Annotated in this window: 17 protein-coding genes; 4 read left to right on the forward strand and 13 right to left on the reverse strand. The window is 49.1% G+C overall.

Annotation, left to right across the window (positions count from 1 at the left end; translation table 11 throughout):
* Positions 1-19: 19 nt before the first annotated feature.
* Positions 20-739, reverse strand: a complete 720-nt coding sequence (locus CRN96_RS11790) for a YebC/PmpR family DNA-binding transcriptional regulator (protein ID WP_097042424.1) — start codon at positions 737-739, stop codon at positions 20-22.
* Between the two features lie 41 nt (positions 740-780).
* Positions 781-1392, reverse strand: coding sequence for a Bax inhibitor-1/YccA family protein (locus tag CRN96_RS11795; protein ID WP_097042426.1), 612 nt, complete (start codon positions 1390-1392; stop codon positions 781-783).
* 234 nt (positions 1393-1626) lie between these two features.
* Here CRN96_RS11795 and CRN96_RS11800 point away from each other — a divergent pair, with 234 nt between their 5' ends.
* Positions 1627-2808: a LysM peptidoglycan-binding domain-containing protein gene (locus CRN96_RS11800; protein ID WP_097042427.1), complete on the forward strand. Its 1182-nt coding sequence runs from the start codon at positions 1627-1629 to the stop codon at positions 2806-2808.
* 45 nt (positions 2809-2853) lie between these two features.
* On the opposite strand, the gene CRN96_RS11805 is transcribed toward CRN96_RS11800, so the two are convergent.
* The 4 genes from CRN96_RS11805 to CRN96_RS11820 all read right to left on the reverse strand — a co-directional run bounded on the left by CRN96_RS11805 (position 2854) and on the right by CRN96_RS11820 (position 6822).
* Positions 2854-3744: a Rossmann-fold NAD(P)-binding domain-containing protein gene (locus tag CRN96_RS11805; protein ID WP_097042429.1), complete on the reverse strand. Its 891-nt coding sequence runs from the start codon at positions 3742-3744 to the stop codon at positions 2854-2856.
* Positions 3745-3765: 21 nt separating this feature from the next.
* A complete protein-coding gene (locus tag CRN96_RS11810) occupies positions 3766-4908 on the reverse strand; it encodes an MFS transporter (protein WP_097042431.1) in 1143 nt (380 codons plus the stop codon).
* A gap of 128 nt (positions 4909-5036) precedes the next feature.
* Complete coding sequence (locus tag CRN96_RS11815; protein ID WP_097042433.1) at positions 5037-6209, reverse strand: cation:dicarboxylate symporter family transporter; 1173 nt, start codon at positions 6207-6209, stop codon at positions 5037-5039.
* Positions 6210-6303: 94 nt separating this feature from the next.
* Positions 6304-6822, reverse strand: a complete 519-nt coding sequence (locus tag CRN96_RS11820; protein WP_097042435.1) for a GNAT family N-acetyltransferase — start codon at positions 6820-6822, stop codon at positions 6304-6306.
* A 94-nt stretch (positions 6823-6916) separates the two neighbouring features.
* Between CRN96_RS11820 and CRN96_RS11825 the strand changes: the two genes are divergently transcribed.
* The gene (locus CRN96_RS11825; RefSeq protein ID WP_097042436.1) at positions 6917-7201 is read left to right on the forward strand and encodes a hypothetical protein; all 285 of its coding nucleotides are present in this window, start codon (positions 6917-6919) and stop codon (positions 7199-7201) included.
* Between the two features lie 57 nt (positions 7202-7258).
* Here CRN96_RS11825 and queF read toward each other — a convergent pair whose 3' ends face one another.
* From queF to queC, 5 genes are all read right to left on the reverse strand, one after another.
* Positions 7259-7747 carry a preQ(1) synthase gene (queF, locus tag CRN96_RS11830; RefSeq protein WP_097042438.1) on the reverse strand — a complete coding sequence of 163 codons (489 nt, stop codon included), beginning with the start codon at positions 7745-7747 and terminating at the stop codon, positions 7259-7261.
* 96 nt (positions 7748-7843) lie between these two features.
* Entirely contained in the window at positions 7844-8473 is a 630-nt protein-coding gene (locus CRN96_RS11835) for a DsbA family oxidoreductase (protein ID WP_097042440.1), read from the reverse strand.
* Between the two features lie 15 nt (positions 8474-8488).
* The gene (gene queE / locus CRN96_RS11840) at positions 8489-9211 is read right to left on the reverse strand and encodes a 7-carboxy-7-deazaguanine synthase QueE (protein ID WP_097042442.1); all 723 of its coding nucleotides are present in this window, start codon (positions 9209-9211) and stop codon (positions 8489-8491) included.
* On the reverse strand, positions 9208-9627 hold the full coding sequence (queD, locus tag CRN96_RS11845; RefSeq protein WP_097042443.1) for a 6-carboxytetrahydropterin synthase QueD: 420 nt from the start codon (positions 9625-9627) through the stop codon (positions 9208-9210). Before queD ends, queE begins: the two co-directional genes overlap by 4 nt.
* Positions 9596-10270 (reverse strand): 7-cyano-7-deazaguanine synthase QueC, encoded by a 675-nt coding sequence (queC, locus tag CRN96_RS11850; protein WP_097042445.1) that lies wholly within the window; start codon positions 10268-10270, stop codon positions 9596-9598. The genes queD and queC overlap by 32 nt, the downstream gene beginning before the upstream one ends.
* Before the next feature lie 168 nt (positions 10271-10438).
* On the opposite strand from queC, the gene CRN96_RS11855 reads away from it, so the two are divergent.
* Both CRN96_RS11855 and trhO read left to right on the forward strand, forming a co-directional pair.
* Entirely contained in the window at positions 10439-10660 is a 222-nt protein-coding gene (locus CRN96_RS11855; protein WP_097042447.1) for a hypothetical protein, read from the forward strand.
* A gap of 205 nt (positions 10661-10865) precedes the next feature.
* Positions 10866-11852: an oxygen-dependent tRNA uridine(34) hydroxylase TrhO gene (gene trhO / locus CRN96_RS11860; protein ID WP_097042449.1), complete on the forward strand. Its 987-nt coding sequence runs from the start codon at positions 10866-10868 to the stop codon at positions 11850-11852.
* 355 nt (positions 11853-12207) lie between these two features.
* On the opposite strand, the gene tatC is transcribed toward trhO, so the two are convergent.
* Positions 12208-13023, reverse strand: coding sequence for a twin-arginine translocase subunit TatC (gene tatC / locus CRN96_RS11865; protein WP_097042451.1), 816 nt, complete (start codon positions 13021-13023; stop codon positions 12208-12210).
* 33 nt (positions 13024-13056) lie between these two features.
* A complete protein-coding gene (locus CRN96_RS11870; RefSeq protein WP_097042453.1) occupies positions 13057-14070 on the reverse strand; it encodes an acrylyl-CoA reductase family protein in 1014 nt (337 codons plus the stop codon).
* Positions 14071-14089 lie beyond the last annotated feature (19 nt).

A 14089-nucleotide genomic window follows, 5' to 3' on the forward strand; every position in this document is an offset into this window, starting at 1 on the left:
GGATGCTTCTTTTGAAGCTTTATGACTCCAGGTTCACGTTGTGGTAGACGTTCGAGACATCCTCCAGATTTTCCAGTGCATCGATCAGCACTTCGAACTGTTCGCGTGCTTCCCCGTCAAGTGAGACTTCATTCTGTGCAATCATGGACTGTTCCGCCACTTCATATTCGGAGACGCCCATTTCATCGAGCGCACTTTTAATCTCATGAAAACTTTGAGGATCGCCGTAGACGACCGTAAAATCATTTTCAACCGTCACATCGTTCACGTCCACATCATTTTCCATCAGCTGCATCAGGACCGCCTCACTGTCGAAATCACTGAAGACGAAGACCGAAACGGGATCGAACATATAGCTGACCGCGCCGCTCACACCCATGTTGCCGCCGTTCTTACCGAATGCAGCACGCACATCCGAAGCCGTCCTGTTCACATTATCGGTGAGGGCATCCACGATGATCATTGAACCGTCCGGCCCGAAACCTTCATAACGGCGCTCATCAAAAGTCTCCTCATCGCCGCCCTTCGCCTTGTCGATCGCCTTATCGACGATGTGCTTCGGCACGGAGTAGGTTTTTGCACGCTCAAGCACGACTTTCAGTGCCTGATTGCTCTCCGGATCCGGCTCGCCTTTACGGGCGGCCACATAGATTTCACGGCCGAATTTTGCATATATGCGGCTCGTGTTCTGATCTTTCTGTGCTTTCTTTTCTTTAATATTATTCCATTTCCTGCCCATTTCTTTCCTCTTCCTTCACTGAAATTATCATATGCATGCGGTTACCTTCTGTTCCCGAAACGGCGGTAAAGCTGGAGCATCCTCTTGATGATGAGGAGCAGATCCATGAACAGATTGAACCCCATGACCCGCGCATTCCTATACTTCCTGTTCTTCATCCTGTTGAAGTCATACATCGTATAGCCTATATACAATAATAAACCAAAAACGGTGATTCCAAAAGCCAGCCAGTCCAGCCCGACGAAAAAGTTCACAATGGATGCCAGTATCAAAACCAGCAGACCGGCGAATAAAAAGCGCCCCCAGGAGGAGATATCCTTCAGGAGGAAGTATCCTGTGATGCCGAAGATGACAAACACTATCACTGATATCAAAACAACTTGATAGAATATTCTCTCATCGAATTGATTGATGAAACCTTCAAAAGTACCGTATGAAATCAGCCCAATCAGGATTGCATATATATGGCTGATTACAGGACCCGACCTGTTAAACCCTCTTACAAAGAGGGAAATCATGATGATGATGAATATCGTCATGGATAAGGTGGGACGCCACTCCGGAGGCAAAAACTGGCCAAAATAAGTTGAAATGCCAAAAATTATCCAATAATACATGAAAAATAGCCAGACTCTTCCGTGATCTTTAATCATTTCTTCACTCCTAAATTTCCAACAGCTGTTTATATACTATAAGTTTACTAAATTATTATTTTTACACCGTTAATGTGACGCGAAACAGCCTAATATTTTAATTGTGTTACATTTCCATTACATTCATCATTTCGATATTACTTTTTGGTATCATACGTTATATCAAAAAACAGCATACAAGTGTCAGTCACATACATATATATACCCAATTCAATTTACGGAGGATCATCATTCATGAAAAAAGTACTAACAGCATTGACGGCAACTGCAGCAATTTCTACATATGCATTTGCACAGGATGCCGAAGCATCTACACATAATGTGAAAAGCGGGGACACACTCTGGTCCATCGCCCAGAAGAACAACGTGACGGTTTCACAGCTGAAATCATGGAACAACTTATCATCCAACCTGATTCTTGTGAATCAGAATTTGAAGGTTTCAAATTCTGACAGCAGCTCATCAAGCAGCTCAGCCACTTCTTCAAGTTCAAGCAACACCCCAAACACTTCTTCAAGCGCAACCAACTCATCAAGCAGCAATTCAACCGGTGGTACATACAGAGTGAAATCCGGCGATACTTTGAGCAGCATCGCACGTGCTCATGGCATGAATTACAGAACTTTGATGGAAATCAACAACATCTCCGGACACATCATCCATCCGGGACAGACTTTGAAAACGAGCACAAGCTCAAGCAGCAGCTCAAGTTCAAACAATACCTCAAGTTCGACTGCATCATCAAATACGAGCAGCTCAACAAGCAGCTCAAACACTGATTCAAGCGCAGGCAGCACTGCAACCGGCGGTACATATACGGTGAAATCCGGTGATTCTTTGAGCAGGATTGCGAGTGCCCATGGTACGAACTACAGGACTTTGATGAACATCAATAACCTTTCCAGCACGATCATCTATCCGGGGCAGACTTTGAAGCTGAGTGCCGGTTCAAGCAGTACTTCTTCAAGCTCGACTGCATCATCGAACACAAGCAGTTCATCTGCTTCGAGTTCAAGCACTTCATCCGATTCAAGCTACAAAGCACCTGCTGCACCGAGCAACGTTTCATGGGGCACGAACTGGTACTACTGGGGAGACTGCACATGGTATGCCTTCGAACGCCGTAAAGAGCTCGGCAAACCTGTAGGTAATAACTGGGGCAATGCCACGAACTGGGCAGGCCACGCAAGATCTGCCGGCTACACTGTAAACAACAGGCCATCCGTCGGTGCGATCATCCAGGCGCATGCATGGACGAACAATGCATGGGGCATGGGACATGTCGGTGTGGTTGAAAGGGTCAACCCGGACGGATCGATCCTCATCTCCGAGATGAATTTCGGCGGCGGCCAGGGTGTCAAGGCTTTCAGGACACTGAGCGCATCACAGGCTGCAAATCACAACTTCATCCATTAATCATACAGAAAAGAACCAATTTGGGCGACCCAAATTGGTTCTTTTTCATTGGTCCTCTTCATGGCTGTTGATGATCATTTCCACTTGATAAATCCTGTTCACGAGCGCCTGGACCGGCGCCTGGGTGAACAGATAAACGCCCCATGGCAGATTGGGCTCGTAATCATGCAGCGCCATGATGAACTCCTCATTGGTCCCGAGCTGCCTGAACTCAAGACGCGCCACTTTATTCGGCTGTTCCTTTGCCAAAAGACCGCCCGTAATATGATAGATTTCTATATCATCCACGCTGTCCTCCGCATCATATGACGCAATGAGTATCGGCCGGTCCAGATTGGAGATGTATACTTTAAATTCATTTCCGTCCAGCGCCACATTGACCAGTCCGTGCAGAATTTCATCCAGCCACCGGAAATAGTAATTCGCCACCTGCTTCACCGACCACCCGGCAGGGAGGGGCGCCTTCTGGATGCTCCGCACATTGTTATAGTCGGAAGCTTTGTAAGACAGGTTCTTACCATACCGCTTCACCGGCGTCTCAGTGACCATCGCGGGTGTACCGTATGCACCGAGCACTTTGACGGTCTCACCCGAACTGATTTCATCTGCAACGTAAATGATCTGTTCGACCCCGTTCAGCGCCGATGCCCGCGCTATATTATCCGCGATGAGCGAGTAGATGTCATAAAATTTCCCCTGGGTCATCCTGTTCAGCCGCATGATCGGATCTTCGAAAAATATGACGATATCCATCCCCTCAAGCGCTTCTTCCACTTCAGAGAGTATGAACAGGTCCTTTTTCAATAAAGTGATCTCGAGCCCCTCATCCGACTGGTTCGGTGCTGAGAAGGCGAAAAGTTTATATTCGTCCTTCAGCTGCCTGTATAGATTTTTTCCGATCCTGCCGCTGATGCCCATCAATAAGACGTTTTTCAAAAAGCAACATCCTTTCTGAAGTTAGTTTCGAGCCATATACCTGCCATCCAGTGTCAGTATGATGATCAGCATGACCATTAAAATGATGCTGATGAAGACGAACGGCAGATCGAAGTATGTGGTGAATATTCCTGATGAATACGAGCCGGCCACCGAGCCGACCGAGAAAAATGCATAAAATATGCCGTTCGCTTTCCCACGTTCGTATATCTCGGTATTTTCAGCGATGAGTTTGTTCATGGATGGAAAGATGAGGGCGAAGCCTGCCCCGTAAAAGATCATCACGAAGAGGACAAGCAGCTGATGCGGCGCAAAGTGCAGCACCAGCATACCGATGCTCACTATGAAGATCCCCAACATCACAAGCTTCATCGACCTCACTTTGGTGTATATCACATTGAGCCGCGTGCCGAAGATGATGATGGCCGTCAGCCCGAATACTGAAAGCATCATGCCAGTGATATGGTCTTCAAGCCCAAGCGAGCCGATCTTGATCGGCAGACCGAAAGCGAGCGATCCATTGGCGATCATCAGCGTGAACGACGAGATGTACGCTGCAATCAGGGCCGGCCGTGACAGCAGTGTCCTGTAGCTTGTCGTATTATGGAAAGTCCGCTCTTCTTTAGTGGTGCTTTCCCTGATCGCGAATATGACGAGCAGTATGCCGACGATATAAATGCAGCCGAGCACAAAATACACCGTCTGATAAGCGGCAAGGCTTGAAATGATGCCGCCGAGCGCCGGCCCGAGAACAGCAGCGGAGCCGATGGATACGCCCGTCAATGCCATGGACCGTCCCATCGCTTCACGGCGGCTCAAGTCCGCGACAAGGCTGAAAGCGACCGGTGTCAGCATACCGGCCGAAAAGCCGTGGATGACCCTGAGTGCGAGCAGTGCATTGACCGAGTCGATCAGCGAATAGGACATCAATGCAACGATGTTCACTGCCATTCCGGTGATGAGTACATTCCGGCGGCCGATCTTATCCGAAAAGTATCCGCCTGAAACGTTGCCGATCAGATTGAAGAAGGAGTATGTAGCAACCACCACACCGGCGGCATATTCGGTTGCCCCGAGCGACAGTGCAAAGGGGGTGATGATCGGCAGTTCTATGAAAAGATCCAAAAAGCATATGAACACGACGACAAATAATAGTTTATTCATGAATTCCACTCTCTATGCATGTTGACATTCATCATCCATTATAGCTGATTTTTTCTTTCATGTATTTCAAAACGCTTGATCGAAAAATAAAAAGCTCAAGGATATAGAATCCTCAAGCCTTTTTAGATTTACGCTTTGTTGATCCTTTGTTCGACTGCATCGATGATTGCAGAGACCGCACCGTCCCCTGTGATGTTTGCAGCCGTACCAAAGCTGTCCTGTGCCATATACAGTGCGATCATGAATGCTACAGCCGCCTCATTGAAGCCGAGGTTGACCATGAGCACCCCACTCGCTGCCATGATCGCGCCGCCCGGTACACCCGGGGCCGCAATCATCACTACGCCGAGCAGCATGATCGTACCGAGGATCTCAAAGAATCCTGGCATGCTGTACTCGGGCAGGACCGTCATGACAGCGATCGAACAGCTGATGATGGTGATTGTGCTTCCGGCAAGGTGGATGTTGGCACACAACGGTACGACAAAGTCCGCAATGCGGTTCCGTATGCCATTCTCCTTGACCTGCTTCAGCGTCACCGGAATCGTCGCCGCACTGCTCATCGTACCGAGGGCCGTAAAGTAGGCCGGCAGCATCGTCTTGATCAGCGAAAACGGGTTTCTGCCGATCAGTATGCCTGCAATCGTATACTGTATGGTGATCCATACCCAGTGCAGCACGACCGCAACAAGCAGCACGACCCCAAAGACTGCAACCGTGTCGAATACCGTGCCGGTGGCCGCCATTCCGACAAACACACCTGCGATATAGAACGGCAGGATATTGATGATCACTTTCTCGATGACGTACTCCGTGATGACCTTTCCGTCATCCACCCATTTCCGCATGGTGTCCGTCTTCGTCACCGTAATCACGATGCCGAGCGCGAAAGCCAGCACAAGTGCGGACAGGATGTCCAGTACCGGCGGGATTTCGAATTCAAAGAACGGCGCGAGACCTTCACCTTCTTCAGGAACTGAACCGCCGCCCGTGACAAGCGGCATGATGAGGACTGCGACAAAATATGCAAGCAGTCCAGCACCGAGCGTCGATATGTATGCAACACCGAGGGTAGCTCCGACAACTTTACCGGATCCGCCCGTAATACGTGAAATCCCCGATGCGATGAAGAACAGGATGATGAATGGAATCGTGAAGAATATCACCGATCCAAGGATCGTCTCCACTGTGATGAAGAGCCTTGCAAGCAACTCCAGGAATGTGCCGCCCACCGCATAATAAAGCGAGCCGACTGTGATACCGATGACGATGGCGGCAAGCAGTCTGATGATCAATTTCATATTTTCTTCCCCCTTGTTTGATTTCATATACCATTATACATTTATGCAAAGTTAAAATATATAAAAATACAGATATTTATGAAAAGGTTTTCATTCAGGAGTCTTCTTCCTCGAATACTTTTTCATAAGCGACATACCAGTCATCCAGATTCTCATCCAGGTTCAGCTTCCCCTTGAATTCAAAATCGTTTTTCTCGAACTGATACTGCATCTTTTCATTTTCAAGCGAGGTATCCGTATGGATGCCCTTGATGCCCTTCTCCACCAGCATATCCTCGATCTGTGCCATCATCTTTGCCGAGATCCCCTTCCCCTGGTGAGCCGGGTCCACGGCCATCCTGTGCAGTGCACGGGAATCTGCACGCGTCAGCTCCCAAGGTATGTCATCATACGGGTATGGATGCTCATCATCCACCACCGCAAAACCTTTGACGTGCCCGTCCGTCTCATAGACGTATAGTGTCCGTGTCCTCAAGTCTTCCCTGAATCTCTCAAGATCCGGATAATCCTCGGACCACTGCGTGTTGCCCGATTCAATCATGAGCGGTACCACACTCTCTTTTATTTCCATGATTCTCGGCAGGTCCGCCTCCATCGCCTTTCTCAGTCCCATCGTGTTCACTCCATGTTTTCTGATGTCAGTCTACTTTTTTCATTATTCATATTGTATAATGTATTTAACATTTATAACAGAGGGGATTTGTAAAATGTTTAAATTTGATAAAGGCACCGTTCCTTATCACATCTCGAACCTTGTATTTTATGTGTTCACACTTGCAGTGCTCGGCCTCATATACTATTATGCGTTCCTGCCTCCGATACTCGAAGTGACGACGGCGGATTTCTTCGCCAATTTCGGCATCGGGGAGGCTGTGGGCGTATTCTTCTTCCTGGTCGTCATCCTTATACCGCTGCTTGTGTTATTCGGCGCGGTCTATCACCTGTATAAGCTCATCACCCACGGCAAGGATCGTAAGACAGCTGCGGAATGATATGGGATTTTGAATTGAAATGAGGCGGGGACATATGTCTCCGCCTCATTTTTTTCATCATCTGTTGGTGATCGTCTCAGGATTCATATCATGTTCCATCAGCCTGTGATCCGCCATCTTTTCGTATTTCGTCCCGGCCCTGCCGTAATTGCAGTACGGATCGATGGAAATCCCGCCGCGCGGAGTGAATTTGCCCCATACTTCGATATATCTCGGATCCATCAGCTCGATCAGGTCATCCATGATCATATTGACGCTGGACTCGTGGAAGCCGCCATGGTTCCTGTAGCTGAAGAGGTAAAGCTTCAGTGATTTCGATTCCACCATCTTTACATCCGGTATGTACGAAATGTAAATCGTCGCAAAATCCGGCTGGTTCGTGATCGGGCACAGCGTCGTGAACTCCGGACAGTTGAACTTCACGAAATAATCCCGGTCCGGGAATTTATTGTCGAACGTCTCAAGCACCTCCGGGTCATAGTCGAACGCATACTTTACGTCCTCGTTGCCGAGCAGCGTCAAATCTTTTGTATTTTCATTTGTCATCATAATCCTCACCTTTCAAAATAAAAACCATGTACCTGAGGGCACATGGCGTGTCTCAGTTTTTTATAGAGGGTTGTTTGCTAAGAACCTCTTCATTCAATTGCTTTCCTGCACTTCCTGCAATGCACGTAGATAATCTTCCGTGCGCATTGCTCCCGGCAGTGCATATTCACCGTTGACCACGATGAACGGCACACCCTGCACGCCGATATCCTTCGCTTCATTCTGATCGGCATAGATCAAATCCTTGTATAAATCACTTTCAAGCATATCCCTTACCGCTTCCGCCTCAAGCCCGGCATCTTCCGCAATTTCAAGCAGTACACCGTGGTCCGAGGTATTTCTGCCCGCTTCAAAATATGCGGTGTAGAGCCTCTTCAGCACTGCATCGTCTTTATTGTCAGCGGCGGCGAACTTGATGAGCCTGTGGGCGTCCATCGTGTTCGAAGGGATGACGCCGTCCATATTGAATGTGATGCCCGCTTCTTTGCCCTGAACAGCCAGCTGATCGAGCATTTCATCAACTTCAGATCCGGATTTCCCGTACTTTCCGGCAAGTTCCTCCTTCATCGTGAAGTCGGGGGCTGCCGGCGCCGTCGGGTTCAGCCTGAAGCTCTTATATTCGACTTCAACTTCCGCATCCATTTCCTTCAACGCCCGGTCCAGGTTTGTTTTCCCGATATGACAGTACGGACAGGCGATATCGAGCCAGATCAGCAGTTTCATATGTCCACCTCCATTTTATACGCCCTGCTTATTGCTCCAGAGCAGTGTATGCAACTGCGGCAGCACCCGCACTTCATTCATCCGCTTGTCGTTCATCGTACGATCCACAAGGTCCTCATAGCGGCTGAGCAGCTTCTCCGTGTGGTTGTCGACACTTTCGCCATCCAGATAGGGATTGCCCACCTGAAGATAAAATGCGACATCACGGTACTTCCGGTGCAGATCAGCCGCATATTCGAAATCTGCATCGTCGAATATGACGACTTTCAAATTATATGATGTGCCGCTCTCATCCAGTTTCGCAAAAATATGTTCCAGCTTACCGTAGTCCGTCACCATGCCGGAACTCGGCGGCTTCGGGCTGATCGTCACATCGTCGATCATCTGCAGCCAGTCCTGATACATCGTGCCCTGGGTCTCCACCGCAAGCCTGATGTTTTTCGACTTTGCCTTTTCCACGAAATCACTCAGGTTTTTAAGGAGCAGCGGATTGCCTCCGGAAATCGTCACATGGCTGTAATTGTCTTTCGCCAGTGCATCGAGGGATGCGAATATATCTTCTGCGGTCATCATTCGGATGTTTTCCTTCTGACTGCCGTCCCATGTGAATTTGGAATCACACCAGCTGCACTGGTAATCACAGCCGGCGGTTCTCACAAACATCGTCTTCTGTCCGATGACGGCACCTTCACCTTGGAACGTCGGCCCGAAAATTTCCAATACGGGTATTTTCATCATTTTCTCCCCTTCGGACGGTAGACGACATAACTTGTCGGTGTTTCCTTCAGTATGATCTGTAGGCATTCCAGTTTGTTCGGCTGTTCTGCCGTAATATATTCGTCCACCATATCATAGATCACTTTTGCCAGCGTCTCCGAAGTCGGCGGTATATCCCTGAACGCTTCATGGTCGTTCAATAGCCTGTGATCGAAGGCATCCATGATCAGTTTCTTCAGCGCGGAAAAATTAACGAGAAAGCCGAGGTCATCGAGCACATCACCTGCGATGGTGATGTTTACGTGGTATGTATGGCCGTGTACACGTTCACATTTGCCTGCACGCGCATCCGGTATATGATGCGCCGCAGAAAAGTTCAGATCTTTATTCAGTTCATATTCATAATCATGATCCGGGATTGGATAAAACACCGTCATTTCCCCTTTCTTTCAAATACGCTTCAAGGCCTGCATTTCTGAGTTCACAGGCCGGGCATGTGCCGCAGCCGTCGCCGGGCACACCTTCGTAGCATGTGAGCGTATTTTCCCTTATGTATTCAAGCTTGCCGAGCCCGTCGGCAAGCGCCCATGTCTCCTTCTTATCGAGCCACATCAGCGGCGTCTCGATTTCAAAATCAGCATCCATCGCGAGGTTTGCGGTCAGGTTCATCGACTGGATGAAATTGTTGCGGCAGTCCGGATATCCGCTGAAGTCCGTCTGTGATACACCGGTGATGATCACCCCCGCCTTGATCTGATAGGCGAGCGCCGAGGCGAATGATAAGAAGATCATGTTCCGGGCAGGCACGAAAGTGTTCGGCATGCCGCCATCCTCGTCTATCTGCATATCGTGGGTGAGCGCATTCGGGGCGAGCTGTGAAAGCAGGTCCATGTCGAGGACATGGTGCTTCAGACCATGCTCGTCTGCGATTTTGCGTGCCACATCGATTTCAAGTGCGTGCCGCTGGCCGTACATGAAAGTGACCAGTTCGACTTCATCATATTTTTTGAGCGCGTGGAACATGCATGTGGTGGAATCCTGGCCGCCTGAGAAGACGACCAGCGCTTTTTTTCGATTCATGGTTCATCCGTCCTTATAAATTCTTCAATTATTAAATTTTAACAGTTTCCGCCAAATTTCGCCATCCGGCGGGCTGGTGAATTTCGAGAACTTTCCCCGAAATATACTTTTATATTGCCCCGCCTCCGCAGACCTCTATATAATTGATGCCAGAGGAGTGAGTTTAAAATGAGGAAAATAGCGAAATTCGCCAGGGCGGAAGGCTTTAAAGTATTCGCGAGCACCTCCCTTGCGACGATATCGAAAGACGGTGCGAAGTTCCGGATCAGCAGGCAGGCCGGGGACCGTTTCAAATTGAGCGAATCCAAAAACAGCAGAATCCAGGTCGAATCCACTTACCATGCAAGCGAAGAGGAAGTGATCGAAGAGATCAGGCGGATGATCTCCTGAATGAGGGTTTTATTTATGACAAAAAATATACAATCCCTGCCCAGTACTTGAAATTTTATTCGAAAACGGTTATATTCATATATTGTGAGAAATAGTATCAAGATGGTATCAATTTTATTTTAAAAATGAATAACCTTTGGCACCATTGCGATTGCTATGACTATCAGGTATATCCTGCAAATATAATTGATAGGTGGAATTGACAATGGAATATCGTGTATTACTTTACTACTATTATACCGACATCGCCGATCCGGAAGGATTGAGCAAAGAGCATCTGCGGATCTGTAAAGACATGAACTTGAAAGGCCGCATACTGCTTGCACATGAAGGCATCAACGGCACAGTCTCGGGGACGGTGGAGGACACCAACAAATACAAGAACTACATGGAGAAGCACCCTTTGTTCAAAGGGATCGTCTTCAAAGTGGATGAAGCGGAAGGGCATGCGTTCAAAAAGATGCATGTGAGACCGCGTCCGGAACTTGTGAACCTGAGCCTCGAAGACGATGTAGATCCGCGTGAAGTCACCGGTGAGTATTTATCCCCGGCTGAATTCTACGAGGAGATGCAGAAGGAAGACACCGTCGTACTCGATGTGCGGAACACATATGAATATGATGTCGGCCACTTCAGGGGCGCAATCCGCCCTGAAGTCGAGACGTTCAGGGACACGCCTGAATGGGTGCGTGAAAACCGCGAACTGTTCGAAGGCAAAAAGGTGCTGACATACTGCACCGGCGGCATCCGTTGTGAGAAATTCACGGGATGGCTGAAGCGTGAGGGCTTTGAAGATGTGGGCCAGCTGCACGGCGGCGTCGCATCGTACGCAAAAGATCCGGAGACCAAAGGCCAGCTTTGGGACGGCATGATGTATGTCTTCGATGAAAGGCTGACGGTGCCGATCAACCAGGTCGAACACACCGTTGTCGGACGGGACCACTATGACGATACACCGTGTGAGCGGTACATCAACTGCGCGAACCCGGAATGCAACGCCCAGATCATCGCCTCGGAAGAAAACCAGGCATATCATTTAGGCGGATGCTCACTCGAATGCGCCGAGCACGCACGCAACCGCTACATCATCGATGAGGAACTCTCCAGGGAATTTGTGGAGGCACGCCTTGAAGAATTGAGGAACTCCGACTTTGCCGAATTCGAAATGATCGGCGATGCCAGAGGAAAATAAAGACCAAGAGCCCGCGCGGCTCTTTTTTTATGGGATTTTTCTGACTGACGTGTGATTTGGCCTGATTTTTGCAACCTTGACTGGTTTGTGCTGCTTAAGTTGCGGATTCAGGCATGCTTTTCGTAACCCTGCGGTGATTTCCCGACCAACGTTGCGGATCTTGGCCTGATTTTCGCAACCTTGGTTAGTTTGTGCTGCTTAAGTTGCGGATTCAGGCATGCTTTTCGCAACCTTGATTGGTTTCTGCAATCTAAGTTGCGCTTCCAGACCCGTTTTTCGCAACCTTGAGACCCTTTCCCGGCCAACGTTGCGAATCCTAAATATACAAAATAAAAAGATCCCCAAAAGGGGATCTTCACTGTTCCATCTGCGCCTCGCGCCGCTTCTGCCGCCTTTCTTTGATCTTGACGATGTAGATGCTGATCTCGTAAAGGACGATCATCGGCGACACCGTGATCATATGCGTAAAGAAGTCCGGCGGTGCAATCAGTGCGGTGATGACGAGCAGCGCAAAATATACATACAGCCGCACGTTTTTCATGATGTCCGAATCCAGCAGTTCGATATGATGCAGGAACAGCACGATGACAGGCAGCTGGAATATCAGCGCAAAAGGCATCGTCGTCATCAGCAGGAATGACATATACTCATCCGCCGTCACCAGCACATCGAAGTTCTGCTGCCCCATCTGGATGAGGAAGTAGTAGCTGACCGGATGCACCACGAAGTAGCCGAATGCAATCCCGAGTAAAAATAAACCCATCATGATCGGAAAATACGACTTGATGAATTTTGTCTCCTGATCCACAAGTCCCGGCCGCATGAACTGCCATAAGTAGTAGCAGATGAACGGCAGGCTCAGGCCGATACCGAGGGAGCCTGCGGTCCTTAAGTAAAACCGGATGACTTCAAACGGCCCCCTGACGATCAGGTCGTGTCCTTTAGTCAAATACGGGAACCAGAATTGTATCGTCAAAAATATGAGTGTGAAAAAGATGACGAATACGACGATCGACTTGATCAGCACACTCCTCAAATCGTCGAGATGTTCGACCAGTGTCGCATCCGGTTCATCGGGCGTCACCCGGCGGCGTCTTTTAGTGTTTGAAATACCTTCGTCCGTAATCTGCTGCAGTGTCTGTTTACGTTCATTTTTATCCTCTTCACCCACACATACTCACCTCAGTCCGGACGCGGGAGGATGTTACTCCGTCTCTTCATCGGAATCTTTGATGAAGTTGACGATGAACCTTCCCCTGATCTGTCCTTTTAAAATCTCCTTCAAAGTGTCAGGCAGTTCGTTCAAAGTGATTTCAGTCGCGATATCCCTCGAGAGCTTGGATGGTTTCAAGTCCGTTGCGAGCCTGTCCCAGATTTTCTTCCTGCCTTCCATCGGGAACTTGACAGAATCCACGCCGATCCACTGGATGTTCCTTGAAATGAACGGCAGGACGGTCGTCTTGACTTCAACGCCCCCGACAAGGCCGCATGTCGCAACATATCCGCCATAATCCAGGCTGCTCAAAATGTACTGCGTCGTCTTCCCGCCAATCGGATCGATTGCCGCAATCCACTGCCTTTTCCTGATCGGCTTATCTTCTTCATCGGTCACTTCATCACGGTGTATGACCCGCTTTGCACCGATGGATTTCAAATACTGCACTTCTTCCATATGGCCCGTGCTCGCCTCGACATGGTAGCCGATATCACTGAGCATATTCACGGAGATGCTGCCGACACCACCACTCGCACCGGCGACCAGCACTTTCCCGTCATCGGGCCTGAGCCCGTTCTGTTCAAGTTTATCGATGGATAATGCCGCAGTGAAGCCGGCAGTGCCGAGTATCATCGACTCCCTTAAAGTCAATCCTTCCGGTAAAGGGACAAGCCATTCGGCAGGGATTTTCGCATACTCGCTGAATCCCCCGAAATTGCGTGTACCGATATAATAACTGGTCGCCAGCACCTGGTCCCCCGGCTGGAAGTCCTCATTCACAGACTCCACGACTTCTCCGGCGAGATCAATCCCCGGCACCATGGGGAACTTCTCTGCGAACTGGCCGTTCACGGCAATCATGGCATCCTTATAGTTCACACTCGAATAATGGACTTTGATCAGCACATCCCCCGAAGTGAGTTGATCCGTCGTCAGTGTCTGAATGGACATCTCCGGGTTGCCGTCCACCTTATCCACAACCAAAGCTTTAAAAGAACTCATAAAATTCCACCCCTTAAAA

The sequence above is a fragment of the Salinicoccus kekensis genome, assembly GCF_900220995.1.
GTDB classification, from domain to species: Bacteria; Bacillota; Bacilli; order Staphylococcales; family Salinicoccaceae; genus Lacicoccus; species Lacicoccus kekensis.